We start from the raw sequence: 24,345 nt of genomic DNA on the forward strand, positions 1-24,345 counted from the left end.
CCCGGCCCGGCGGACCCGGTCGGGCGGGCTCAGCCCTCCGCGATCTCCCGCACCTCGCACGTCACCGTCCAGTGCTCCTCGTGCACCTTCAGGAACCGCTGGGTCCACTCGATCGCCTCGGCCATGTCCTTGCACTGCATCAGCGCGTAGCCGCCGACGACCTCCTTGGACTCGGTGAACGGCCCGTCCGTCACGGAGAGCTTCCCGCCCTCCCAGCGCACCCTCTTGCCCTGTGCGGTCGGCGTCAGCCCGGCGGTGTCGAGCATGACCCCGGCCTTGGTGATCTCCTCCAGCAGCTCCCCCATCCGCTGCATCAGCTCGGGGCTGGGGCCCTCGGCGGGGGCGGTCTTCTCGTCGATCTGAACCAGCGACAGATAGCGCGGCATGGTGACTCCTACGACATCGGCGGGCGGGGCCTCTCCCCGACTCTCACCCCTACGTCGAACGAACGCACCCCGGATCGACACGGCCGGCGAACCAAAGCAAAAACTTTCTCGCCGCCGCCTCGGCAACCCATTGCACAACTGCCCGCAGCCACCGCCACGGCGGGTAGCCCCGTAAGGGGCGCGGGGAACTGCGCGGGCAAGCACGTACCGGCCGCAGCCGCCGGACAAACTCAGCCCTTGAGCTGTGGGCGGCCTTCGAAGCTGCCTTCGACGCGGCCGCGGACGTCGCGCCTACTTCAGCGACTCCCACAGCCGCCCCGCCTCCGGCTCGTCCGCCACCACCCGGTTGCGGTCGTACGGGGCCGTGACCACCGGCATCATCACGGTCCTCGTGCCGGCGGAGGACAGCCCCCGCACGCTCTCGCCCAGCCTCGTCAGTTCGGTGAGGGAGTTCAGGCCGGTGTCCGTCGTCAGGCTTCCGGTGATCGCGTCGGCGGCCCGGTAGAGCTGGGCCGGGTTGGTCAGGAGGTCGGTCGAGGAGATCTGGTCCAGGAGGGCCTTGACCAGTTTCTGCTGGAGGCCGATGCGGCCGAGATCGCTGCCGTCGCCGATGCCGTGCCGGGTGCGGGCGAGGGCGAGGGCCTGCTCGCCGTCCAGATGGTGGGTGCCGGCCCGCAGGCTCAGATGACTGTCCTCGTCGTCGATGTCCTCCTCCGTCGTGACCGTGACACCGCCGAGGGCGTCGACGAGCTTCGCGAAGCCGGCGAAGTCGATCTCGACGTAGTGGTCCATGCGGACGTCCGTCATCGACTCGACGGTCTTCACCGCGCAGACCGGGCCGCCGACCGCGTACGCGCTGTTGAACATCACGTTGTACGCCACCGCCGTCGAACCGCCCGACTCCAGCGGGCAGGACGGGCGGGTGACGAGGGTGTCGCGGGGGATGCTGACGACCGTCGCGCCGGTGCGGCCCTCGTCGATGTGGACGACCATCGCCGTGTCCGAGCGGGCCCCCGCCCCCTGCCCGCCGCCGCCGAGCTTCGCGTTCTCCTTGCCGCTGCGGGAGTCGGAGCCGAGGACGAGGATGTTCAGGGCACCGCTCGGCAGGGCCTCGACGGTGGCCGACGCGGACGGCTCCGGGGAGGAACGGACCTTCGCGGGGCGGTTGTCGCCGAGGGCGGCGTCGATGTCGACGCTCTGGATGTTGTCGTTCAGCCGCCAGAAGGCCCAGCCCGTCCCGCCCGCGCCGACCAGGAGGACCCCGGCGAGCAGACCCCCGGCGATCTTCAGCCGGCGCCGCCGTCCCCCCGGGTCCCCGCTGCCGCCCCCGAACGCGCTTTCTTCACCATTCACGCACAGGAACTTACGTCCGAATTGTTACGGGCAGAACCTCATGCCGCCGTTCCTTCGGAAATTCTCAGACTTCTCAGCCCTCTGCAGTCACGCTCAGCCCAGCGTCACCGTCGGTACGGGATCGCTCCCGCTCCAGGTGCCGTTGAAGCCGAAGGTCACCGAACCGCCGCTCGGGACGCTCCCGTTCCAGGAGGCGTTGGAGCAACTGACCGCCGCGCCGGTGTTCCACTGGTTCGCGACGCCGTACGAGGCCGCGCAGCCGCTCGTGGTCGGCGGGGGCGTGGCGCCCGTCCCGCCGAGGCCGGTCGCGCTGCCGTAGTACGCCGGTTTCGGCAGGCAGTTCTCGTCGTACGGAGTCGCAACGGGGCACGGCGACGCAGGCCTTCACCACGGCGTCGTACTCGGTGCGCTGCTGCGCCAACTTGGCTGCGGTGGGCGGGAGTTGCATACGAATGTCGAGCTCGGTGAGGGCGACGTCCAGGCCGAGGTCGGCGAAGCGCTTGTTCCAGTCGTAGGTGCCCCGGGTGGGTTCGACCGAGCCCCACTTCATGGCGTTCATGGCGTTGCCGGGGTGAGTCAGTTGAACTCGCGGCCCGTGATCTCGCCGTAGGTGCCGGCGGGATTCGAGCCGGTCACGGCGGTGCCGATCACCTTGCTCCTGGCGGCGGCGAGGTCGCGCAGGGGCGCGAGATCTCATGCGGGCGCCTCCGAAAGTTTCGGCTAGGTAACCGATTGGCTTCGGAGGAGTGTGAGGCGGTTCGGCTCGGCCGTCAATACATCACCTTCCGGACACGCGTCTGCCGCGACGGGTCCCAGGCCGACTGACGCGCCGTCGTGGCTTGTCGCGCCCACGCGGTGAGCCGCACATGGATACAGCCCCGCGCCCCTGAAAGGCGGCTTCGCCGCCCTTTCACGACTGGAGCGGCGGCACCCCCGTACTGCTCCGCACCACCAGGCTCGTCGCCAGTTCCACTCTCGTCGCCGCCGACGGGCCCCCGTCCTGGCGGCCCAGGTCCAGCACCAGGCGGGCCGCCGCCTCGGCCATCTCCATCAGCGGCTGGCGCACGGTCGTCAGCGGCGGCCCCACCCAGCGGGCCACCGGCAGGTCGTCGAAGCCGACGACGCTGAGGTCCTCCGGGATGCGCAGGCCCAGTTCGCGGGCGGCCTCGTAGAGGCCGAGGGCCTGGAGGTCGTTGCCGGCGAAGACGGCGGTCGGGCGGTCGGGGCGGCGCAGCAGGTCCAGCCCCAGCCGGTAGCCCGTCTCGTGGTGGAAGTCCCCGGCCTTGATCAGGTCGGCGGCGACCGGCAGCCCGGCGGTCTCCAGGGCGGCCCGGTAGCCGTCGACCCGGGCGCGGCTGCAGATCATCCGCGAGGGTCCGCTGATGGCGCCGATCCGCCGGTGGCCGAGTTCCACCAGGTGCCGGGTGGCGGCCAGGCCGCCCTGCCAGTTGGTGGCGCCGATCGAGGGCACGTCGTCGCCGGGGTCGCCCGCCGGGTCCATCACCACGAACGGGATGGAGCGGCTGGTCAGCAGGGCGCGCTGGGACTCGTCCAGCCCCGACAGGACGAGCACGACGCCGTGCGGGCGGCGCGCGGCGACCTGGTCGGCCCAGGTGCGGCCGGGGGTGAGCCGTCCCGCGCTCTCGGAGAGGACGACGCTCAGGCCCTCCTCCCGCGCGACGTTCTCCACGCCCCGGATGACCTCCATCGCCCAGGCGCTCTCCAGCTCGTGGAAGACCAGGTCGATGAGGGGGGACCGGGTCGCCTCGGCGCGTCGGCGGCGGTAGCCGTACTCGCGCAGCAGGTCCTCGACACGGGTGCGGGTCGCGGGCGCGACGTCCGCGCGGCCGTTGAGCACCTTCGAAACAGTCGGAGCCGAGACGCCGGCCTGGCGGGCGATCTCGGCGAGCGTCGCGGTCTGCGTGGATTGCGACGAACGCGCTCTTGTCTGAATTTCCTCGGGCTTCGCGGGCTTCATGTGCGGGATCGTATCTCTGCGCGACCCCTTGACGAACCCTTTCGACGGCCTTACGTTCCCGGAACATTCGAAGTGCCATCCGAAACATTCGCACATCCGAACATTCGCGAAGGGTGCTGTCATGGAGTCGAGCAGAGGCCGGTCCACCGGGGTGACCGCAGGTGGGTCCACCGGAAGCGGCGTGGGCGGGTCCACCGAAAGCGGCGCGGGCGGTCGGCCGTTCAGCAGGCGCTGGTTCCTCGGCGCGGGGTCCGCCTCGCTGCTCACCGCCGGGCTCGGCGCCGGTCTCACCGGCTGTGGCTCCGGCGGCGGCGCGGGCGGCGGGGACGGCAAGACGCTCACCGCGTTCGTGTACGGCGACGACGCGGTGAAGGTCCAGCAGGCGAGCGTCGACCGGTTCAACAAGTCGGCCGCGGCGAAGAAGGCCGGCGGCACCATCAAGCTCCAGAAGGTCCCCGGCTCCGACTACTCCCCCAAGCTCCGCACGGCGATGGGCTCGCCCAGCGCCCCGGACATCTTCTTCAACTGGGGCGGCGGCTCGATCAAGCCGTACGAGGACGCGGGCAAGCTCGTCGACCTCACCGACATCATCGACGACGACCCGGTGCTCAAGAACGGCTTCCTGCCCTCGGTCCTCTCCGCCGGTGACCTCAAGGGCCGCCACTACGGCATCCCGATGCGCGGCATGCAGCCGGTGATCCTCTTCTACAACAAGTCCGTCTTCGCCGAGCACAAGCTCCAGCCGCCCACCACCTGGGACCAGTTGCTCGACAACAACGCGAAGCTCAAGAAGGCCGGCATCACCCCCTTCGCCCTCGGCGGCTCCGACCTCTGGCCCAACCTGATGTGGCTGGAGTACCTGGTCGACCGGCTCGGCGGTCCGGAGGTCTTCAAGCGCATCCAGGACGGCGACTTCGAGGGCTGGGGCGACCCCGCGATGCTCAAGGCCGCCGAACTGGTCAGGGAACTCGTCGACGACGGCGCCTTCGGCTCCAAGTTCACCTCGGTGTCGTACGTCAACGGCGGCGCCCCCGCGGTCTTCGCGCGCGGCAAGGCCGCCATGCACCTGATGGGCTCCTGGGAGTACTCGACCCAGCTCGGCAAGTTCCCGGACTTCGCCAAGAGCAACCTGGGCTGGGCCCCCTTCCCGACGGTCGAGGGCGGCACCGGCGATGTCCGCAACGTCGTCGGCAACCCCACCAACTACTGGTCCATCAACGCCCGTACGAAGAACAAGGATCTGGCCGTGGGCTTCCTGAAGGACTGCGCCTCGGAGGCGTACGCGAAGGCCCTCGTCGACAACGGCGACGTACCGACCACCTCGAACGCGGTCGCGCTCCTCGACTCCGCGCCGAACCCCGAGTACGCGAAGTTCCAGTACGACATGGTGCAGAAGGCCCCCGCCTTCACACTCTCCTGGGACCAGGCGCTCGGCGACGGGATCGGCACCAAGATGCACACGGAGATAGGCAAGCTGTTCGCGGGCAAGTCCTCGCCGAGCGAGTTCGTGACGGCGTGCAAGGGGCTGAAGTGACCGTCACGGTCGAGAAGGCCCCGGCGGCTGCGCGGAAAGGACCGGAGCACCGCGCGAGCCGCGCCGGCCGTCCGCACGCCGCCTGGGCCCTTCCCGGTGTCCTGTTCTTCACGTTCTTCGCGGTCGTCCCGATGGCCCTCGCCCTCTACCTCTCCTTCACCAGCTGGGACGGCCTGGGCGACCCACGACCGGTCGGCCTCGACAACTGGAAGAAGCTCCTCGACGACCCGCGGATGACCCAGTCCCTGTGGCTGACCGTCGTCCTGACGGTCGCCAGCTGGGTCTTCCAGACGGTCATCGCCCTGCTGCTCGGCGTCTGGGCGGCGGGCCGGCAGCGCAACCGCGCGATCCTCTCCGCGGTCTTCTTCGTGCCGTTCCTGCTCTCCTCGACCGCCATCGCGATCCTGTTCTACGCCCTGCTCGACCCGAACTTCGGCATCATCCAGGCGGACACCCTGGGCTCGCAGAGCGGCGCGTTCCTGGCGATCGTCTTCGTCGGCGGCTGGCAGTTCATCCCCTTCCACACCCTGATCTACCAGGGCGGGGCCCGTCAGATCCCGGAGGTCCTCTACCAGGCCGCCGCCATCGACGGCGCCGGCCGCTACCGCCAGTTCTTCTCGATCACGCTGCCGCAGCTGCGGCACACGATCACCACGTCCACGGTCCTGATGGTCGTCGGCTCCCTGACGTACTTCGAGACGGTCCTGATCCTCACCAAGGGCGGCCCCGGTACGGACACCGCGATCCTGCCGTACCTGATGTACGAGGCCGGCTTCAAGACGTACGACTTCGGCTACGCGAGCGCCATCGCGTCGTTCCTGGTCATCGCCGCGACGGGCCTCTCGCTGGTCCTGGTCCGGCTGACGGGCTTCGGCGCCATGCGCAGCACCCGCGAAGGGATGTGACGGAGTGTCACACGACACGTTGGCGCGCCCCACGAGCACCCGGCAGCCGGACGGGAGCCCGTCCGCGGAGTCACCCCGGCGCCGCCGGCACTGGACCCGGCGGCCCAACCCGGTCGCGGGCCTCGGCGCGTTCGTCTGGCTCGTCGTCGTCCTGATCCCGATCTACGCGATGCTGTCGGCGTCGCTCACGGGCGCCGACAAGGCCCTGACGGGCAACCCCCTCAAGCCCCCGACCGACCCCACCCTCGACAACTACAACACCGTTCTCACCAGCGGCTTCGGTCATCTGCTGAGCAACACGGCGATCGTCGCGGTATCGGTCGTGGGCATCGTCCTGGCGCTGTCCATCCCGCTCGCGTACGTGGCCGTCCGCACCCGCGACCGCTGGTCGAACGCCGCGTTCCGCCTGTTCCTCCTGGGCGTGGCGATCCCGGCCCAGGCCGTGGTCGTCCCGTTGTATTTGCTGATCGCCAAACTCGACCTCTACGACACCCTCCTGGCCGTCATCCTGCCGACGGCCGCCTTCGCGATGCCGGTCTCCGTCCTGGTCCTCGTCGGCACCCTGCGGGACGTCTCGGAGGACCTGTACGAGGCGATGGCCCTGGACGGCGCGTCCCCACTCCGGGTGCTCTTCCAGCTGACGATCCCGCTCGCCAAGGGCGGGATCAGCACGGTCGTCATCTTCTCCGCGCTGCAGGCCTGGAACGGCTTCCTCTTCCCGTTGATCTTCACGCAGTCCGACGGCCCACGCGTCCTGACCCTCGGACTGTTCAACTACGTCAGCCAGTTCGGCGTGAACATCCCCGCCCTGCTCGCCTCGGTCGTCCTCTCCGGCATCCCGATCTTCGCCGTGTACCTGGTGGCGCGGCGGGCGCTGGTGGGCGGGCTGATGGGCGTGGGCGGCAAATGAGCCTTCTCCGCATCCCTGGAACTCACCGACCCCTGACAGGAGTCGCATGACCACCCCTTGGCGTGACCGCGCCCTGCCCGCCGTCGAGCGGGTCGAGGACCTGCTGTCCCGGATGACCCTCGAAGAGAAGACCGCGCAGCTGTACGGCGTGTGGGTGAAGAACGACGCGAACGGTGAGGACATCGCCCCCGACGAGGCGGGCATGACGGAAGCGTTCGACTTCGACGAGCTGATCACCCGGGGCCTCGGCCAGCTCACCCGTGTCTTCGGCACGGCCCCCCTCGACCCGGCCGAGGGCGCCAAGGTGCTGGCCCGCTTCCAGCGCCGCATCATGGCCGCGAACCGCTTCGGCATCCCGGCCGTCGCCCACGAGGAGTGCCTGGCCGGTTTCACCAGCTGGCGCGCGACGGCGTACCCGGTCCCCCTCGCCTGGGGTGCGACCTTCGACCCCTCGCTCGTCGAGGAGATGGCCCGGAACATCGGCCACGACATGGCGTCGGTCGGTGTCCACCAGGGCCTGTCCCCCGTCCTGGACGTCGTCCGCGACCCGCGCTGGGGGCGGGTCGAGGAGACCGTGGGCGAGGACCCGTACCTGGTGGGCACCATCGGCTCGGCGTACGTACGGGGCCTGGAGTCGGCCGGGATCGTGGCCACGCTGAAGCATTTCGCCGGGTACGCCGCCTCGGTGGGCGCCCGCAACCACGCGCCCGTGCGCGCGGGCGTCCGCGAGTTCGGCGACGTGGTGCTGCCGCCCTTCGAGATGGCGCTGCGGGAGGGCGGCGCCCGCTCGGTCATGGCCGCGTACACGGAGACCGACGGCATCCCGGTGTCGGCCGACCGGCGCCTGCTCACCGAACTGCTGCGCGACGACTGGGGCTTCACCGGCACGGTCGTCTCCGACTACTTCGGCATCGGCTTCCTGGAGACCAACCACCGTGTGGCGGGCAGCCGCGCCGAGGCCGCCCATGCCGCGCTGGCCGCCGGCGTCGACGTGGAGCTGCCGAGCCTGCGCTGCTACGGCGAGCCCCTGATCGAGGCCGTGAAGGCGGGCGAGATCCCCGAGTCCCTGGTGGACGTGGCCGCCCGCCGCGTCCTGCTCCAGAAGTGCGAACTGGGCCTCCTGGACGAGGACTGGAGCCCCGAGCCGACCGCCCCCGCAGCCGACCTGGACCCCCCGCGCAACCGCGCCCTGGCCCGCCGCCTGGCCGAGGAGTCGGTGGTCCTGCTGGACAACCCCGAGGCCGTGCTGCCGCTCGCCCCCGACCTGCGGATCGCGGTCGTCGGCCCCCGCGCCGACGACCCGCTGGCCATGCTGGGCTGCTACTCCTTCCCGTCCCACGTCCTGCCCGCCCACCCCGGCACCGCGCTCGGCATCGAGATCCCGACCGTCCTGGAGTCCCTGCGCACGGAACTCCCCGACGCGAAGATCACGTACGCCGCCGGCAGCACGGTCGACGGCGCCGACACCGGCGGGTTCCCCGAGGCGGTCGCCCGCGCCTCCGAGGCCGACGTCTGCGTGGCGGTCCTCGGCGACCGCGCCGCGCTCTTCGGCCGGGGCACCTCCGGCGAGGGCTGCGACGCGGAGGACCTCCGGCTGCCGGGCGTCCAGGCGAAGCTGCTGGACGCGCTGGTCGCCACGGGCACGCCGGTGGTCCTGCTCCTGCTGACCGGCCGCCCCTACGCGCTGGGCCGCTGGAACGGCCGGCTGGCGGCCACCGTCCAGGCGTTCTTCCCCGGGGAGGAGGGCGGCCCGTCGGTGGCGGGAGTGCTGTCGGGCCGCATCTCCCCCTCCGGCCGCCTCCCGGTCAGCGTCCCCGACCGCCCCGGCGGCCAGCCGTGGACGTACCTCCAGCCGCCCATGGGCCTGCTCGGCGGCGCGAGCAGCATCGACCCGACCCCGCTGTACCCCTTCGGACACGGCCGCTCGTACACGACGTTCGCGTGGACGGACTTCGCGGACGAGGGTGCCGGGGATGAGGGACACGACGTGTCGGTGACGGTCCGCAACACGGGTGAGCGGGCGGGTGCGGAGGTCGTGCAGCTGTACCTGCACGACCCGGTGGCCTCGGTGACGCGCCCCGACATCCGCCTGATCGCCTATCAGCGGCTGGAGTTGGGGCCGGGGGATGCGTCGCGGGTCACGTTCCGCTTCCACCCCGACGTCTCGTGCTTCACGGACCGCTCAGGACGGCTCGTGGTGGAACCGGGCGCCCTGGAACTGCGCCTGGGCGCGTCGAGCGCGGACATCCGCCACCGGGTTCAGCTGACGCTGGAGGGCCAGGTACGGGAGGTCGGCCCGGACCGCCGGCTGCATTGCGAGACGGAGGTCCGGGCCGTGGAGAGCTGAGGTAGGCGGTTTCAGTCCGCCTGGGCCGCGGCGTGCGCGACGAACGCGGTCCAGGCGGCGGGGCCGAGACCGAGGTGGGGGCGGGTGGTGTCTTTGGAGTCGCGGACGTGGATGGTGGTGGGGGTGGGGGCGACCTCTATGCAGCTGTCCCCCTGGTCCGTGCTGTAGCTGGACTTGCACCAGCCAAGGGCGACTTCCACGCAGTCGTCGCCTTGCGGGCTGCTGTACGTCGACTTGCGCCATTCCAGAGCGACTTCGACGCAGCTGTCGCCCTGCGGGCTGCTGTAGCTGCTCTTGAACCACGTGAGGTCATTGCTCATAGCGCTCCTCGGATGTCCCTGAGCAGGTCCTTGGAGTCACCTGGCGGAAGGGCCTGCGAACGCAGTGTGGCATACCGCTGGCCAAGGGTAACGACCTCTTTTACGTCCGCGATCAGCTGGCCGTGCTGCTGCCCTTCGGCGTAGGCGTACCGTCTGCCGTCCTCGGTTTCCAACAGTCGGAGAGGCCCCGCGAGGCAGGCGTGCGCTTCGTAGCCCATCGGCATGATCTGGACCTGCACGTTACGCGCGTCCGCGCAGGCGAGGACGTGGTCGAGCGCGTCGCTCATAACCGCCGAACCGCCGAGGCGGCTCCGCAGCACGGCCTCGTCGATGATGAAGCTGAACGACGTGCCGGTGCGCTCGCTCAGAAGCTGTTGCCTCTGCATCCGCGCGCGCACCTGCTCCTCCATCTCCTCCTCGCCGACCAGCGGAATGTTGTTGGAGAACGCGGCCCGGACGTACGCCTCCGACTGCAACAGCCCCGGCAGAATGCGGCACTCGTAGGTGTCCAGGCTCACGGCCTCGCGCTCAAGCCTTGCCCACATCCTGAACCACGCCGCCAACCCCGGCTGTCGAGCCATATGCCGAAACGCGCCCCGCACCGCCCCCGTGTTGCCCGTGGCCTCCTCCGCCAGCTCGACGAACCGCTGGTCCGCGAGCCGTCGCCCCAACTCGATCGAAGCCACCGAGTGTTTGGACAGATGAACGCGCGCCCCGAACTCCTCCCGGCTCAACCCCGCATGCTCCCGCAGCGCCTGGACGACCGCCCCGAACGCCCGCATGCTGTCCGACGACTCGGGCTCACCACCCGGCCCCTGCGCAGCCCACTCCACACCGTGCACCATCAACCCAGAGTGACGACCCGCTCACGGTACCGTCCATCGAACGGCCGCGTACTCCCCCCTCAGTACACGCGGACCCATGACTCCACGCGCCCGACGGCACCCGGGTCCGTCCTGGGCGTCCCGCTGGCCTGCCTACCCGTCCTCTTCCACGCCTTCGACCGCCTCGGCGAACGCCGGCACCGACGCGGGCTCACGCCCCCAGCGACTCGAACCGCCACCGGTGCACGGCCCGAGTGACCAACTCCCCACCCGGCTCCGGCAGTTCGGGCAACTCGGCGTCGTACTCCGCGTCCCACCACGTGATGACCAGCACCCGGTCCTGCGGAGCCCGGAACGTCTCGCGCCGCAGCGGCCGTACGGGAAGCTCCTGGACCCGCTCCCGCGCCCAGGCGAGGAGTTCCTCCCCCCGCCCGGCCACGGCCCGCGCCTCCCACATCAGCGCGACGGTCACGAGTACAGGTTCTCCTTGCTGACCTCGTGAACGTGGTCGTGGTCATGCCCGTGGCCGTGCGCGTGCCCGGCCGCGGTCCCCGGCACATGCGGGTCCGTCACCGGCAGCGACGAGTCCGCCGACAGGTCCCAGTCCGAAGCGGCGCGCCCCCGCGCGACCATCTCCGCGCCCAGCGCGGCCACCATCGCCCCATTGTCCGTGCACAACTTGGGCCGGGGCACCCGCAGTCGGATGCCGGCGGCCTCGCAGCGCTCCTGGGCGAGGGCGCGGAGCCGGGAGTTGGCGGCGACACCGCCGCCGATCATCAGGTGGTCGACGCCCTCGTCCCGGCAGGCCCTTACGGCCTTCCTGGTGAGCACGTCCACCACGGCCTCCTGGAAGGACGCGGCGACGTCCCGCACCGGAACGTCCTCACCGGCCGCCCGCTTGGCCTCGATCCAGCGGGCCACGGCGGTCTTCAACCCGGAGAAGGAGAAGTCGTAGGCGGGATCGCGGGGCCCGGTCAGCCCGCGTGGGAAGGCGATGGCCGCGGGGTCCCCCTCCTTCGCGTACCGGTCGATGACCGGCCCGCCCGGGAACCCGAGGTTCAGCACGCGCGCGATCTTGTCGAAGGCCTCGCCCGCCGCGTCGTCGATGGTCGCGCCCATCGGCCGGACGTCCGAGGTGATGTCCGTCGACAGCAGCAGCGAGGAGTGGCCGCCGGACACCAGCAGCGCCATCGTCGGCTCGGGCAGCGCCCCGTGCTCCAGCTGGTCGACGCAGATGTGGGAGGCCAGGTGGTTCACCCCGTAGAGCGGCTTGCCCAGCGCGTACGCGTACGCCTTCGCGGCCGAGACGCCCACCAGGAGCGCGCCCGCGAGGCCCGGCCCCGCGGTGACGGCGATCCCGTCCAGGTCCTTCGCGCTCACCCCCGCTTCCTTCAGCGCGCGGTCGATGGTCGGGACCATCGCCTCCAGGTGCGCCCGGGAGGCGACCTCGGGCACCACGCCACCGAACCGGGCGTGCTCGTCGACGCTCGACGCGATCGCGTCGGCCAGCAGGGTCGTCCCGCGCACGATGCCGACGCCGGTCTCGTCGCAGGAGGTCTCGATCCCCAGGACCAGCGGTTCGTCAGCCATTGACCTTGCCATCCCTAGCCATTGATCTCGGTTCCTTGTACGGATGTGGAAGGGTCGTTGAGGCGCATGACCAGCGCGTCCACGTTCCCCGGCTGGTAGTAGCCGCGGCGGAAGCCGATCGCCTCGAAGCCGAAGCGTTCGTAGAGCTTCTGGGCGCGGACGTTGTCGACCCGGCATTCGAGCATCACCTGGGCGCACTCGAAGGCGGTGGCGGCCCGCAGCAGCTCGGTGAGGATCAGCGCGCCGAGGCCGGTGCCCCAGTGTTCCCGGGCGACGGCGATGGTCTGGACGTCGGCGGTGTCCCCGGCGGAGGCGAGCCCCCCGTAGCCGACGATCCGCTCGTCGCCGTTCTCGTCCGGGGTCACCGCCACCACGTACCGCCGGGTGGCGTGGGGGCCCCGCGCGTGGGCGAGGTCCGACCAGAACATGCCCCGCGACCAGGCGTCCTCCGGGAAGAGGTCCTTCTCCAGCTCCAGGACGGGCTCGATGTCCCACCAGCGCATCTCGCGCAGCACCGGGGTCGTCACTTGGGGGTGACCACCTTGTAGTTCTTGGGGACCTGCGCGTCGGGCCGGCGCAGGTACAGCGGCCGGGGCGCCGGCAGTTCCTCGCCGGCCGCGAGCCGTTCGGCGGCGAGCGCGGCGAGGGCGGCGGCGCTGACGTGCTCGGGCGCGCGGGCGTCGGTGAAGGTGTCGGGGTACAGCAGCGCGCCCGCCCCCACGGCGGGGAGGCCGGCCACCGTGTCCGCGATCTCGGCGGGCCGGTCGACGGCCGGCTCGGTCGCTCTCGTCCGCGCGTCCTCGTACCGCGCCCAGTACACCTCCTTGCGCCGGGCGTCGGTGGCGACCACGAAGGGCCCCTCGACGGTCCCCTCGGCACCGGCCGCGTACGCGAGCCCGTCGAGGGTGCACAGGCCGTGGACGGGGACCCCGAGGGCGAGGCCGAAGGTGTCGGCGGTCATGAGGCCGACGCGCAGCCCGGTGTACGGGCCGGGACCGATGCCCACGACGATGCCGGTGACGGCGTCGAGGCGGGTGCCCGCCTCGGCGAGGACCCGGTCGACGGCGGGCAGCAGGAGTTCTCCGTGGCGTCGCGCGTCCACCTGGCTCGACGCGGCGACGACGTCCGTCCCGTCGTGCAGCGCGACGGTGACGGCGGGGGTGGCGGTATCCAGAGCGAGCAAGAGCACGCAAACAGCCTACGGCGCTTCGGCCCGGGCCACGGCCGACCCGGTGCACGCTCCCCCTGCTGCTACCGTCACAGCACAGACGTACTTCAAGGGCGTACGTGGGTACGAGAGGTGGGCGCAGAAGGTGGCCAGTAGCAGCTCGGGATTCGTGGCCGGGCTCACCGCGGCGGCCATCGCCGCAGTCGGTTTCCTCACCTACCAGGCGTCGGCGAACGCGCCGGACGACCTGGGGAAACCGTCCGCATCGGAGTCTCCGAAGGCCAAGCAGTCCAAGGCTCCCGGCAAGCAGGAGAAGGACACCGACGAGGCCCTCCCGGAGAACTCGGGCAGCGGCGAGCGGGTCGTCTACTCCCTCGACGAGGACCGTGTCTGGCTCGTCGGCGCCAACGAGAAGGTCACTCGCACGTTCGAGGTCACCCCGAGCACGGTCGACCCCACCCCCGCCACGTACACGGTCTCGTCCCGCTCGGCCGCCATCACCGGCTCGGACGGCACTCCGATCGAACACGTCGTCCGTTTCGCCTCGGTCGACGGCATCTCGGTGGGCTTCAGCGCGGCGGTCGACGGCTCCACCCCCCGCCCCGACCCCACCACCAAGACGGGCGGCATCCGAGAGTCCCGCAAGGACGGCAAGGCCATGTGGCTCTTCGCAGGCATCGGCACGAAGGTGGTCGTGGTGGAGTAGGGGGCCCTTTCAGCCGCCGCTCCACTCAGGGGCGCGGGGAACTGCGCGACGAGCCCCCACCCACCCGCAGCCGCGCGACGATCGCTCCACCCCACCCGGGGCGCAGACGTCTACGCAGCCTTGGGGCACCCTCGACCCCCAGGCCCCCGCCCCTCCTGCTTGACCGGCGGAGCCGCCCGCGGAGCCGCCGGCGGTGTGGACACCGCCTTCGCCGCCGCACAGGCAGCCAAGAGGTCCCGCATCGACACCCCGCCCGCCCCGGAGGGAACCCGCTCTGTTGTCGGCATGGACGCCTCCTGGTGCCACGGCAACCAAGTTAGGTACACCTAACCAAGGACTGGTTACCATGTGACCACGCCGAGGACGACCAACGCAACATCTTGCCGACAGCTTGTCGGAACAGACGACAGCCCGACAGACGGCAGGGCCGACCGCCGGGCCGACAGCCCGTGACGCCACGTCCACCAGCAGTTACGCGGACAGCACTCCGAGCTCCACGGCCGCCCACCGTTCACCCAGTCCGGTGACCGTCACATGCCGCACCTCGTCCGTCGTGTCCCCGACCGCCCGGTGGATGACGACATTCAGCCGGTCGTCGGTCAGCTCCTCGACCTTGCCCTCGCCCCACTCGACGACGATCACCGAATCCGGCAGCGAGACATCGAGGTCGAGGTCCTCCATCTCGTCCAGCCCACCGCCCAGGCGGTACGCGTCGACATGGACGAGCGGCGGCCCCTCCCCGAGCGACGGGTGGACCCGGGCGATGACGAAGGTCGGCGAGGTGACGGCCCCGCGCACCCCGAGCCCCTCACCGAGCCCCCGGGTGAGCGTCGTCTTCCCGGCGCCCAACTCCCCGTTGAGCATCACGAGATCACCCGAACGCAGGAGCTTGGCCAGGCGACGGCCCAGCTCCAGCATCTGGTCGGGCGACTGGACGGTGATCTGAAGAGGCACCCCGGAAGACCCGGAAGACCCGAAGGAACTGGAGGAACTGGAGGAACCGAGGGAACTGGAGGACCCGGACTCACCCGGGACGTGCGGTGCTGCTGGCGCTTCCATAACCACTTACGGTAGCTCCCGCCGGCACGGCACCCGCGCGGGTGAGCAGGTCGGCCAGCCGGTCGGTCACCACCTCGGGGTGCTCCAGCATCACCAGATGACCCGCGTCCGGCACGAGCACCAGCTCCGCGTCCGGCAGCAGATCGGCGATGGCCTCGCTGTGCTCGCTCGGTGTGACCAGGTCCTTGACCCCGGCCAGCACGAGCACCGGCAGCTCGGTGAAGGTCGCGAGCGCCTCGGTCTTGTCGTGCTCGGTGAACGCCGGATAGAACTCGGCGACGACGTCGATGGGGGTGCCCTCGATCATCCGTTCGGCGAACCGCGCGACCGCCGGGTCGACGTCCCGCGACGCGAACGAGTACCGCTTGATGATCCCGGCGAACAGATCGGCGGTCGCCCGCCGCCCCCGCTCCACCAGCGCGGCCTGCTGCCCGAGCGCCCTCAGCACCCCCGGCAGCACCCGCCGCACCGCGTTGACGCCGGCGACGGGCAGCCCGAAGTTGACCTCGCCGAGCCGCCCCGAGGACGTACCGACCAGCGCGACGGCGACGACCCGCTCGCGGATCAGCTCCGGGTAGTGCGCGGCCAGCGCCATGACGGTCATGCCGCCCATGGAGTGCCCGACGAGCACGATGGGCCCCTCGGGCACCGCCGCGTCGATGACGGCCTTGAGGTCGCGCCCGAGCTGGTCGATGGTGACCGGCCGCCCTTCCTCCACCTGGGCGGCCCCGCGCCCGGAACGGCCGTGGCTGCGCTGGTCCCAGTGCACGGTCCGCACGACACCGCGCAGCGCGGCCCGCTGGAAGTGCCAGGAGTCCTGGTTGAGGCAGTAGCCGTGGCTGAAGACGACGGTGACGGGGGCCGGGGCCTTGCGGCCGAACAGGCGGCGCCTGCGCGGCGAGAGACCCGCCTCGGCCTCGACGTCGTCGACCTCGTAGTACAGCTCGGTGCCGTCGTCGGCGACCGCCTTGGCGGGGACGCCGCGCAGCGCCCCGTACGGGCCGGTGGAGTCGAGCGCCAGACGGGCCTTCCGGCGCATGCCGCGCCCGACGGTGAGCCGCTCTATGGCGACACCGGCCGCCGCGCCCGCCGCGACGACGCCTATCGCCGCCCCCGCGACCCCGGCTCTGCGCCAGATCCCGTCGCCGGCAGCGGCCGTGGCGGCGGCCGCGCTCGCGACGGCCTCCACGGCCTCGGCGCTGCTCTCGCTCACATCCCGCTCCTCTTCGCCGACCTGTTCGGTACCACTCTCGCTCCGCACGCCTGTACGGAGTTACCCGTCTCGTTCGTCTTTCACATACTCATGTACGTGCTCAGGGCACTTACTCGTGCCTCTGCTCGTGCCCTTGCTCGTGCTCAGCTGCCCTGCCCGGGATGTCCATCCTCACGGGCCCCGGTCCTCCGCGCCCGCTCACTCACCCGTGTTGACGTAGACGCGCGGGACGCGGGTTCCGATGCGCGTGACGATCTCGTACGCGATGGTCCCGGCCGCTTTCGCCCAGTCCTCGGCGGTCGGTTCGCCGCCGTCCCCGGAGCCGAACAGCACGACCTCGTCGCCGACGGCGGGTTCGTCCCCACCGAGGTCGACGACGAACTGGTCCATGGCCACCCGACCCGCGACCGTGCGCCACTTGCCGCCGACCAGGACGGGCCCGCTGCCGGAGGCGTGCCGGGGGATGCCGTCCGCGTAGCCGACGGGGACCAGACCGAGGGTCGTGGCGCCCGGAGTGACGTAGTGGTGCCCGTAGCTGACGCCGTGCCCGGCGGCGACGTGCTTGACCAGCGCGAGCGAGGCGCTGAGCCGCATCACCGGCCGCAGCCCGAGGTCGGCCGAGCTGCCCAGCTCCGGGCTGGGCGAGATGCCGTAGACCGCGATACCCGTCCGTACGAGGTCGAAGTGCGCGTCCGGCCGGGTGAGCGTGGCGGGCGAGTTGGCGATGTGCCGCACCTCGGGGCGGACGCCCCGGCCCTCCGCGTACGCGACCATCTCGCGGAAGCGGGTGAGCTGGGCGTCGATGGAGGGGTGCCCCGGCTCGTCGGCGCACGCGAGGTGCGACCAGAGCCCGGTGATCTTCACCAGGCCCTCGGCCTCCGCGCGCAGCGCCTCGGCGACCAACTCCGGCCAGTCCTCGGGCTGGCAGCCGTTGCGTCCGAGCCCGGTGTCGGCCTTGAGCTGCACCCGGGCGCGCAGGCCCGCCTGCCGGGCCGCGTCGGTGACCTCCCGCAGCGCCCACAACCCGCTGACCGCGACATCGAGATCCGCCTCGACCGCCTCGCGCCAGGGACCGCCCGGCGCCCACAGCCAGCACATCAGCCGCCCCGAAAGCCCGGCCGCGCGCAGCGCCAACGCCTCCTCGGGCGTGGCCGTCCCCAGCCAGGTGGCCCCCGCCTCGACCGCCGCCCGCGCACAGCGCACCGCGCCGTGGCCGTAGGCGTCGGACTTGACCACGGCCATCAGCGCGGCGCCCGGGGCCGACGCGCGCAACGTCCGCACATTGGCCCGCAGGGCATCCAGATCGATCTCCGCCCGGGCCCGAAGGGGCGCGTGCGGCACAGGTGCTGTCTCACTCATGTCAGCCCCAGTGTCGCATTGGGCACCGACGCGCCCCGCAGGGGCGCGAGGCTGTATCGATATGCGGCTCCGCCGCGTGGGCGCGACAGGCCACGAAGCACGTACAGCCCGCGATCGACGCAGCCCTCACCCCGAGCCCACCCCGAACCCGCCCCGAACCCGCCTCATTCACCCGCCACCCCCTTGTCACGTACAGTCACCCACGACACACGACAGGTCGCAAACGGCACAACACGGCACAACACAGGGGTTGCTATGTGCGGAATCGTGGGATACGTCGGCTCGCAGTCCGCCCTCGACGTGGTCCTCGCCGGACTGAAGCGGCTGGAGTACCGCGGGTACGACTCCGCCGGCGTGGCGGTGCTCGCCGACGGGGGCCTCGCCGCCGCGAAGAAGGCCGGGAAACTGGTCAACCTGGAGAAGGAGCTGGTCGGCCGCCCGCTGCCGGCGGGATCGACCGGCATCGGCCACACCCGCTGGGCCACCCACGGCGGCCCCACGGACGCCAACGCCCACCCGCACCTCGACAACGCGGGCCGGGTCGCCGTCGTCCACAACGGCATCATCGAGAACTTCGCCGCGCTGCGCGCCGAACTGGCCGAGCGGGGCCACACCCTCACCTCCGAGACGGACACCGAGGTCGTCGCCCACCTCCTCGCCGAGGAGTTCTCCTCCTGCGACGACCTCGCGGAGGCGATGCGACTGGTGTGCCGCCGTCTGGAGGGCGCGTTCACCCTGGTCGCGGTGCACGCGGACGCGCCGGACGTGGTCGTGGGCGCCCGCCGCAACTCGCCCCTGGTGGTCGGCGTCGGCGAGGGCGAGGCCTTCCTCGCGTCGGACGTGGCCGCGTTCATCGCCCACACCCGCTCCGCGATCGAGCTGGGCCAGGACCAGGTGGTCGAACTGCGCCGTGACGGTGTGACGGTGACCACCTTCGACGGCCGCCCCGCCGACGTCCGCTCGTACCACGTCGACTGGGACGCGTCGGCGGCGGAGAAGGGCGGCTACGACTACTTCATGCTCAAGGAGATCGCCGAGCAGCCCAAGGCGGTCGCCGACACGCTCCTCGGCCGGATCGACGCGGCGGGCTCGCTCTCCCTGGACGAGGTCCGCATCCCCGACCGGGAACTGCGCGAGCTGGACAAGGTGGTCATCGTCGCGTGCGGTACGGCGTTCCACGCGGGCCTCATCGCCAAGTACGCCATCGAGCACTGGACCCGGATCCCGTGCGAGGTGGAGCTGGCGAGCGAGTTCCGCTACCGGGACCCGATCCTCGGCCCGCGCACCCTGGTCATCGCCATCTCCCAGTCCGGCGAGACCATGGACACGCTGATGGCGCTGCGGCACGCCCGCGAACAGGACGCCCGGGTCCTCGCCATCTGCAACACCAACGGCTCGACGATCCCCCGCGAGTCCGACGCGGTCCTCTACACCCACGCGGGCCCCGAGGTGGCGGTCGCCTCGACGAAGGCGTTCCTCACCCAGCTGGTGGCGTGCTACCTGGTGGCGCTGTATCTCGGTCAGGTACGGGGCACCAAGTGGGGCGACGAGATCCGCGCCGTGATCCGCGACCTCTCCCGGATCTCGTGCGAGGTGGAGCGGGTGCTCGAAACGATGGAGCCGGTACGGGAGTTGGCCCGCACCCTGGCCGACAAGAACACGGTGCTGTTCCTGGGCCGCCACGTGGGGTATCCGGTCGCCCTGGAAGGCGCCCTGAAACTCAAGGAGTTGGCCTATATGCACGCGGAGGGCTTCGCGGCGGGCGAACTGAAGCACGGTCCGATCGCCCTGATCGAGGAGGACCTCCCGGTGGTCGTCGTGGTCCCCTCCCCGGCGGGCCGCTCCCTCCTCCACGACAAGATCGTCTCCAACATCCAGGAGATCCGCGCACGGGGCGCCCGCACGATCGTCATCGCGGAGGAGGGCGACGAGGCGGTCGTCCCCTACGCCGACCACCTGATCCGCGTCCCGGCGACCCCGACCCTCCTCCAGCCCCTGGTCGCCACGGTCCCCCTCCAGGTCTTCGCCTGCGAACTGGCCACGGCCCGCGGCAACGAGGTGGACCAGCCGCGCAACCTGGCGAAGTCAGTGACGGTGGAGTGATACGGCCTCCGCCGGGAGCACTGGGGCCGGGGCGGCATCCGGCTGAGACCGGGGCGGCGGCCGGCTGCGACTAGGGTGCGGATCATGCCCATCATCGGAGTCGGCATCGACGTCGCCGAGATCGACCGTTTCCGTGCCTCGCTGGAGCGCACGCCCAGCATGGCCGACCGCCTCTTCCTCCCCAGCGAACTGCTCCTCCCCAGCGGCGAGCGCCGGGGCATCGCCTCCCTGGCGGCCCGGTTCGCCGCGAAGGAGGCCCTCGCCAAGGCCCTCGGCGCGCCGAGCGGCCTGCGCTGGACCGACGCGGAGGTGTACGTCGAGCCGTCCGGCCAGCCCCGCCTCCGCGTCACCGGCACGGTCGCGTCCCGCGCCTCCGAACTGGGCGTCCAGTCCTGGCACATCTCCCTGAGCCACGACGCGGGCGTGGCGTCGGCGGTGGTGATCGCAGAGGGGTGAGGAGGTGAGGGGGTGAAGGTGTCCCCCTCCTCCCTTCCCCCCTCCTGCGGGCAATCGTGCCGCGGGGCGGCACGGGTGGGCGCAGGCGGCGCCTCGTAACCGCCGAGCGGCGGGACCCACCCCCGCCCAGCTACAGCAGAGGGCGCCCGTAAACCCAACGGCCCCCCAGCCACCCCCAACCGCCCCAAGAACAAGGCACACTCGTCGCATGCGCTCAGCCCACCGCGTAGAAACCGTCCGCACAGCCGAACGCACCCTCATGGCCCGCCTCCCCGACGGCGCCCTGATGCAACGCGCCGCCGCCGGCCTCGCCACCGCCTGCGCCGACCTCCTCGGCCGGGTCTACGGCACCCGCGTCGTCGTCCTCACCGGCAGCGGCGACAACGGCGGCGACGCCCTGTACGCCGCCGCCCGCCTGGCAAGGCGCGGCGCGGGCGTCACCGCCGTACTCCTCACCCCCGACCGCACCCACCCCGCCGCCCTGAGGGCCCTGCGTCGAGCGGGCGGCACCGTACTCCCACCCCACGAGGCGACCCACGCCATCCACCGGGCCGACCTGGTCCTGGACGGCATCGTCGGCATCGGCGGCAAGGGAGGCCTCCGCCCCGACGCCGCGCCGCTCGCCGAACTCGCCGCATCGGCACGGGCGCTGGTCGTGGCCGTCGACCTCCCGTCCGGCATCGAGCCCGACACCGGCGAGGTGCACGGCGCAGCCGTCCGCGCCGACCTCACCGTGACCTTCGGCACCCACAAGCCGGGCCTCCTCATCGACCCGGCCCGCGAGTACGCCGGCTCGGTCCGTCTGATCGACATCGGCCTGGCGGAGACGCTCCCGCCCACCCCGGCCCTGGAGTCCCTCCAGCACGCCGACGTGGCCGCTCTCCTCCCCCGCCCCACCGGCGAGAGCGACAAGTACCGCAGGGGAGTCGTGGGCATCGCGGCGGGCTCGTCCCGCTACCCGGGCGCGGCGGTCCTCGCGGTCGCCGGCGCCCTGCGCGGCGGCGCGGGCGCCGTCCGCTACGTGGGCGCCGCCACCGAAGCGGTCCTCGCCCGCTACCCGGAGACCCTCGTCTCGAACACGGGCCCGAAGAAGGCGGGCCGGGTCCAGGCGTGGGTCGCGGGCCCCGGCGCGGGCGACGACCCGGCCCCGGTCGCCGAGGCCCTCGCCTCGGAGGTCCCGGTCCTGCTGGACGCGGACGGCCTCCGCCTGGCCGACCGCGACACGGTCCGCACCCGCCAGGCCCCGACCCTGATGACCCCGCACGCGGGGGAGGCGGCCGCGCTCCTGGGCATCACCCGGGAGGAGGTCGAGTCCGCCCGACTCACCGCCGTACGCGACCTGGCCCGCGCCTACGACGCCACGGTGCTCCTCAAGGGCTCCACCACCCTCGTCGCCACCCCGGACCCCACCGCCCCGGTCCGCGCGAACCCCACCGGTACCCCGTGGCTGGCGACGGCGGGCAGCGGCGACGTCCTCTCGGGCCTGGCCGGCTCCCTCCTGGCAGCCGGCCTCTCCCCCCTGGACGCGGCGAGCACGGCGGCCTACCTCCACGGCCTGGCGGGCCGCTACGCCGCGAACGGCGCCCCGACGGGCGCCCACGACGTGGCGGAGTCGATCCCGGCGGCCTGGCGGGACGTCACGAGAACAGTGCCGCACCGCCCTTGACGAGCAACGCGATGATCAGGACTGCGGTCGACGCGAAGAAGACCAGTTCCACCACGGGCGGCACCGGTGTCACAGTGACGTCTCCGGCCTCCGGCTCCGCCTGTCGCGGTCGCATCCGCTCCAGTTCGTCGATGACCCGGCGGTGACGACCGAAGGACGGCCAGCGGCTGAACGCCTGAACCTCGACCGTGCGGTCTCCTTCCAGCGTGAGGCTGAGGCCGGTCCTGTCGTCCCAGTTCACAGCGCGCAGCGCCGTCCAGGGGATTTCGTAGCGGCGGGCGCTGTTGCGTACGACGAGCGTGTCCTGGTCGTAGCGCACGAGCGGAACGATCTGCGCGCGTCCTGCGAACACGGCGATGCAGAGGAGCATGACAAGAAACGCGAGCTTCCAGATGGCCGCGTCCCTCAAGGTCGGGAACGCGGCGAGAACAGTTCCCGTCACGGCGATGATGACCAGGGCACCCAGAGCCTGCCGCTCCCACCAGGGCTTCATACGTCTCATCGCGTTTCCTTCTGTCAACCACCGAAGAGGCCTCTGACACCGTTCCAGGCACTGCGAGCCCCGTCGGCGACCGACCGCCCCGCCTGCACACCCCAGGTCCGGAGCGTACCGATCCCCTGCATGGCCTCGCCCGACTTCAGCATGGGCACAAGGCCGCCCGCGATTCCGACGACGCCGACCGCCAACAGGCCGAGGACGGGACCGATGGGCGTCGCGGCGGTGAACACCGCGGCGATACCCAGCCCAGTACTGATCATGCCGAGCGTGTCCGCCGTGTCATCGCTCAGGAAGGCGTGATCGTCTGGCTCCTCCTCCGCGACCTGGATGTCCTTCGCCGTACCCAGGCACTTGAACTCCCTCCCCTACCGGGAGCCCGAGGGCATGGCCATCCAGGTCCCCGACCCCGCCGACCTTCAGGCGGCCCGCCTGTGCAGCGGCTTCGGGTCGGTCACCTCCGCCACCGACAGCCGCAAGAAGGCCGGCATCTACTACAAGGATCTGTTGGTCTGATCACTCCCCCTCCTCGATCCGGTCGATCGCCTCCCGCACCATCCCCAGATACTCGACCTCCTCGCACCGCGGCTTGCTGCCCATCCGGTACATGTCGATCGCGTCATCGAGGTACTCGCCCAGATCCTCGTCCGGCAGGTCCGCCGAGAGCTCGCTGCACACCCGTCCGGCGAGCTCCGCGTCACCGCGCGTAGACCCCCGTCGACCGGCGCCCCGTAATGTCAGACGCACTCCGAAAGTCATACCAATCCCCCCATTTCCCCCTGTTCGACCGGGAGGGGCTCCCTCCCGACCGCCCGGACGCTAGTCCTCCCCCCACCCGAGGTCCATACCTTCGTCACAGTTCACGCACAGCGAAGGGAGAACCCCTCAGCGCGACCCCGCCCGGCGTGACGGAACCCACCGGACCCCGCCCCGCCACGCCGTTCAAACTCCGTTAACAATGGACTGTGATCTCACCGGTCTCCTCGTTGCCGCGGAGCGCCCACCGGCCCAGGCCGGAGGCGACTCCCTACGTCGACCTCACCCGTGCCGAGTGGAGCGCGCTGCGCGAAAAGACGCCGCTCCCGCTGAACGCCGAAGAGGTCGAACAGCTGCGCGGTCTGGGCGATGTCATCGACCTCGACGAGGTACGGGACATCTATCTGCCGCTGTCCCGGCTCCTCAACCTCTACGTCGGCGCCACCCACGGCCTGCGCGGCGCCCTGAACACCTTCCTGGGCGAGCAGGGCTCCCAGTCCGGCACCCCGTTCGTCATAGGCGTCGCCGGCTCCGTGGCCGTCGGCAAGTCGACGGTCGCCCGCCTCCTCCAGGCCCTCCTGGCCCGCTGGCCCGAACACCCGCGCGTGGAACTGGTCACCACCGACGGCTTCCTGCTCCCCATGAAGGACCTCCAGGAGCGCGGCCTGGTCTCCCGCAAGGGCTTCCCCGAGTCGTACGACCGCCGGGCCCTGACCCGTTTCGTCGCCGACATCAAGGCCGGCAAGGACGAGGTGACGGCCCCCGTCTACTCGCACCTCATCTACGACATCGTCCCCGACCAGCGGCTCACGGTCCGCCGCCCCGACATCCTCATCGTCGAGGGGCTGAACGTCCTGCAGCCCGCCCTCCCCGGCAGCGACGGCCGCACCCGCGTCGGTCTCGCCGACTACTTCGACTTCAGCGTGTACGTCGACGCCGGCGCCGACGACATCGAGCGCTGGTACCTCAACCGCTTCAAGAAGCTCCGCCAGACCGCGTTCCAGAACCCCGACTCGTACTTCCGCAAGTACACCCAGGTCTCCGAGGACGACGCCCTCGACTACGCCCGCACCCTCTGGCGCACCATCAACAAGCCCAACCTGGTGGAGAACATCGCCCCCACCCGGGGCCGCGCCACCCTCATCATCCGCAAGGGCGCCGACCACAAGGTCCGCCGTCTCAGCCTGCGCAAGCTTTAGTCCCGTCACCGGCCCCC

25 protein-coding genes and 1 pseudogene are annotated in these 24,345 nt (G+C 71.4%); 10 read left to right on the top strand and 16 right to left on the bottom strand.

Annotation, left to right across the window (positions count from 1 at the left end; translation table 11 throughout):
- Positions 1–29: 29 nt before the first annotated feature.
- From ACZ9QC_RS15565 to ACZ9QC_RS15580, 4 genes and pseudogenes are all read right to left on the bottom strand, one after another.
- Complete coding sequence (locus ACZ9QC_RS15565) at positions 30–386, bottom strand: YciI family protein (RefSeq protein ID WP_184904576.1); 357 nt, start codon at positions 384–386, stop codon at positions 30–32.
- Between the two features lie 291 nt (positions 387–677).
- A complete protein-coding gene (locus tag ACZ9QC_RS15570; RefSeq protein WP_472921701.1) occupies positions 678–1,745 on the bottom strand; it encodes an LCP family protein in 1,068 nt (355 codons plus the stop codon).
- 87 nt (positions 1,746–1,832) lie between these two features.
- Positions 1,833–2,423 (bottom strand): annotated as a pseudogene (locus ACZ9QC_RS15575) (endo-1,4-beta-xylanase); the annotation flags it as partial.
- A 226-nt stretch (positions 2,424–2,649) separates the two neighbouring features.
- A complete protein-coding gene (locus tag ACZ9QC_RS15580; RefSeq protein WP_472920687.1) occupies positions 2,650–3,717 on the bottom strand; it encodes a LacI family DNA-binding transcriptional regulator in 1,068 nt (355 codons plus the stop codon).
- A 121-nt stretch (positions 3,718–3,838) separates the two neighbouring features.
- Here ACZ9QC_RS15580 and ACZ9QC_RS15585 point away from each other — a divergent pair, with 121 nt between their 5' ends.
- Genes ACZ9QC_RS15585 through ACZ9QC_RS15600 form a run of 4 tightly spaced genes read left to right on the top strand, consistent with a single transcriptional unit; the run spans position 3,839 to position 9,413 of the window.
- Positions 3,839–5,251, top strand: coding sequence for an ABC transporter substrate-binding protein (locus ACZ9QC_RS15585; protein WP_472920688.1), 1,413 nt, complete (start codon positions 3,839–3,841; stop codon positions 5,249–5,251).
- Positions 5,248–6,156 (top strand): carbohydrate ABC transporter permease, encoded by a 909-nt coding sequence (locus ACZ9QC_RS15590; RefSeq protein ID WP_472920689.1) that lies wholly within the window; start codon positions 5,248–5,250, stop codon positions 6,154–6,156. The genes ACZ9QC_RS15585 and ACZ9QC_RS15590 overlap by 4 nt, the downstream gene beginning before the upstream one ends.
- A 19-nt stretch (positions 6,157–6,175) precedes the next feature.
- Positions 6,176–7,066 carry a carbohydrate ABC transporter permease gene (locus ACZ9QC_RS15595; protein WP_472921702.1) on the top strand — a complete coding sequence of 297 codons (891 nt, stop codon included), beginning with the start codon at positions 6,176–6,178 and terminating at the stop codon, positions 7,064–7,066.
- Between the two features lie 46 nt (positions 7,067–7,112).
- The gene (locus ACZ9QC_RS15600; RefSeq protein WP_472920690.1) at positions 7,113–9,413 is read left to right on the top strand and encodes a beta-xylosidase/alpha-l-arabinosidase; all 2,301 of its coding nucleotides are present in this window, start codon (positions 7,113–7,115) and stop codon (positions 9,411–9,413) included.
- An 11-nt stretch (positions 9,414–9,424) separates the two neighbouring features.
- Here the strand turns inward: ACZ9QC_RS15600 and ACZ9QC_RS15605 are convergent, their stop codons facing one another.
- The 6 genes from ACZ9QC_RS15605 to tsaB form a co-directional block, all read right to left on the bottom strand.
- The gene (locus ACZ9QC_RS15605; protein ID WP_472920691.1) at positions 9,425–9,733 is read right to left on the bottom strand and encodes a DUF397 domain-containing protein; all 309 of its coding nucleotides are present in this window, start codon (positions 9,731–9,733) and stop codon (positions 9,425–9,427) included.
- Positions 9,730–10,578, bottom strand: coding sequence for a helix-turn-helix domain-containing protein (locus tag ACZ9QC_RS15610; protein WP_472920692.1), 849 nt, complete (start codon positions 10,576–10,578; stop codon positions 9,730–9,732). Before ACZ9QC_RS15610 ends, ACZ9QC_RS15605 begins: the two co-directional genes overlap by 4 nt.
- Before the next feature lie 190 nt (positions 10,579–10,768).
- The gene (locus ACZ9QC_RS15615; protein WP_472920693.1) at positions 10,769–11,029 is read right to left on the bottom strand and encodes a hypothetical protein; all 261 of its coding nucleotides are present in this window, start codon (positions 11,027–11,029) and stop codon (positions 10,769–10,771) included.
- Positions 11,026–12,159 carry a tRNA (adenosine(37)-N6)-threonylcarbamoyltransferase complex transferase subunit TsaD gene (tsaD, locus tag ACZ9QC_RS15620; protein WP_472920694.1) on the bottom strand — a complete coding sequence of 378 codons (1,134 nt, stop codon included), beginning with the start codon at positions 12,157–12,159 and terminating at the stop codon, positions 11,026–11,028. Before tsaD ends, ACZ9QC_RS15615 begins: the two co-directional genes overlap by 4 nt.
- 2 nt (positions 12,160–12,161) lie before the next feature.
- Positions 12,162–12,674: a ribosomal protein S18-alanine N-acetyltransferase gene (rimI, locus tag ACZ9QC_RS15625; protein ID WP_472920695.1), complete on the bottom strand. Its 513-nt coding sequence runs from the start codon at positions 12,672–12,674 to the stop codon at positions 12,162–12,164.
- Entirely contained in the window at positions 12,671–13,336 is a 666-nt protein-coding gene (gene tsaB / locus ACZ9QC_RS15630) for a tRNA (adenosine(37)-N6)-threonylcarbamoyltransferase complex dimerization subunit type 1 TsaB (RefSeq protein ID WP_472920696.1), read from the bottom strand. The genes rimI and tsaB overlap by 4 nt, the downstream gene beginning before the upstream one ends.
- Before the next feature lie 124 nt (positions 13,337–13,460).
- Here tsaB and ACZ9QC_RS15635 point away from each other — a divergent pair, with 124 nt between their 5' ends.
- Entirely contained in the window at positions 13,461–14,021 is a 561-nt protein-coding gene (locus ACZ9QC_RS15635) for a hypothetical protein (RefSeq protein ID WP_472920697.1), read from the top strand.
- A 471-nt stretch (positions 14,022–14,492) separates the two neighbouring features.
- Here ACZ9QC_RS15635 and tsaE read toward each other — a convergent pair whose 3' ends face one another.
- The 3 genes from tsaE to alr form a co-directional block, all read right to left on the bottom strand.
- On the bottom strand, positions 14,493–15,080 hold the full coding sequence (gene tsaE / locus ACZ9QC_RS15640) for a tRNA (adenosine(37)-N6)-threonylcarbamoyltransferase complex ATPase subunit type 1 TsaE (protein WP_472920698.1): 588 nt from the start codon (positions 15,078–15,080) through the stop codon (positions 14,493–14,495).
- The gene (locus ACZ9QC_RS15645; RefSeq protein WP_472920699.1) at positions 15,046–16,293 is read right to left on the bottom strand and encodes an alpha/beta fold hydrolase; all 1,248 of its coding nucleotides are present in this window, start codon (positions 16,291–16,293) and stop codon (positions 15,046–15,048) included. Before ACZ9QC_RS15645 ends, tsaE begins: the two co-directional genes overlap by 35 nt.
- 198 nt (positions 16,294–16,491) lie before the next feature.
- Positions 16,492–17,652: an alanine racemase gene (gene alr / locus ACZ9QC_RS15650; protein ID WP_472920700.1), complete on the bottom strand. Its 1,161-nt coding sequence runs from the start codon at positions 17,650–17,652 to the stop codon at positions 16,492–16,494.
- A gap of 255 nt (positions 17,653–17,907) precedes the next feature.
- Between alr and glmS the strand changes: the two genes are divergently transcribed.
- The 3 genes from glmS to ACZ9QC_RS15665 all read left to right on the top strand — a co-directional run bounded on the left by glmS (position 17,908) and on the right by ACZ9QC_RS15665 (position 21,877).
- Complete coding sequence (glmS, locus tag ACZ9QC_RS15655) at positions 17,908–19,755, top strand: glutamine--fructose-6-phosphate transaminase (isomerizing) (protein ID WP_472920701.1); 1,848 nt, start codon at positions 17,908–17,910, stop codon at positions 19,753–19,755.
- Positions 19,756–19,839: 84 nt separating this feature from the next.
- Positions 19,840–20,211, top strand: coding sequence for a holo-ACP synthase (locus tag ACZ9QC_RS15660; protein ID WP_033528399.1), 372 nt, complete (start codon positions 19,840–19,842; stop codon positions 20,209–20,211).
- Between the two features lie 208 nt (positions 20,212–20,419).
- Entirely contained in the window at positions 20,420–21,877 is a 1,458-nt protein-coding gene (locus ACZ9QC_RS15665) for an NAD(P)H-hydrate dehydratase (RefSeq protein WP_472920702.1), read from the top strand.
- Here the strand turns inward: ACZ9QC_RS15665 and ACZ9QC_RS15670 are convergent.
- On the bottom strand, positions 21,849–22,379 hold the full coding sequence (locus ACZ9QC_RS15670) for a hypothetical protein (protein WP_472920703.1): 531 nt from the start codon (positions 22,377–22,379) through the stop codon (positions 21,849–21,851). The genes ACZ9QC_RS15665 and ACZ9QC_RS15670 overlap by 29 nt on opposite strands.
- Positions 22,380–22,393: 14 nt before the next feature.
- Complete coding sequence (locus tag ACZ9QC_RS15675; RefSeq protein WP_472920704.1) at positions 22,394–22,636, bottom strand: hypothetical protein; 243 nt, start codon at positions 22,634–22,636, stop codon at positions 22,394–22,396.
- 124 nt (positions 22,637–22,760) lie between these two features.
- Between ACZ9QC_RS15675 and ACZ9QC_RS15680 the strand changes: the two genes are divergently transcribed.
- The gene (locus ACZ9QC_RS15680) at positions 22,761–22,889 is read left to right on the top strand and encodes a hypothetical protein (protein ID WP_472920705.1); all 129 of its coding nucleotides are present in this window, start codon (positions 22,761–22,763) and stop codon (positions 22,887–22,889) included.
- Here ACZ9QC_RS15680 and ACZ9QC_RS15685 read toward each other — a convergent pair whose 3' ends face one another.
- Positions 22,890–23,120 (bottom strand): hypothetical protein, encoded by a 231-nt coding sequence (locus ACZ9QC_RS15685; RefSeq protein ID WP_472920706.1) that lies wholly within the window; start codon positions 23,118–23,120, stop codon positions 22,890–22,892.
- A 218-nt stretch (positions 23,121–23,338) separates the two neighbouring features.
- On the opposite strand from ACZ9QC_RS15685, the gene coaA reads away from it, so the two are divergent.
- On the top strand, positions 23,339–24,328 hold the full coding sequence (gene coaA, locus ACZ9QC_RS15690; RefSeq protein ID WP_472920707.1) for a type I pantothenate kinase: 990 nt from the start codon (positions 23,339–23,341) through the stop codon (positions 24,326–24,328).
- The last annotated feature ends 17 nt before the right edge of the window (positions 24,329–24,345 follow it).

The organism is Streptomyces sp. HUAS MS02 (genome assembly GCF_055702265.1).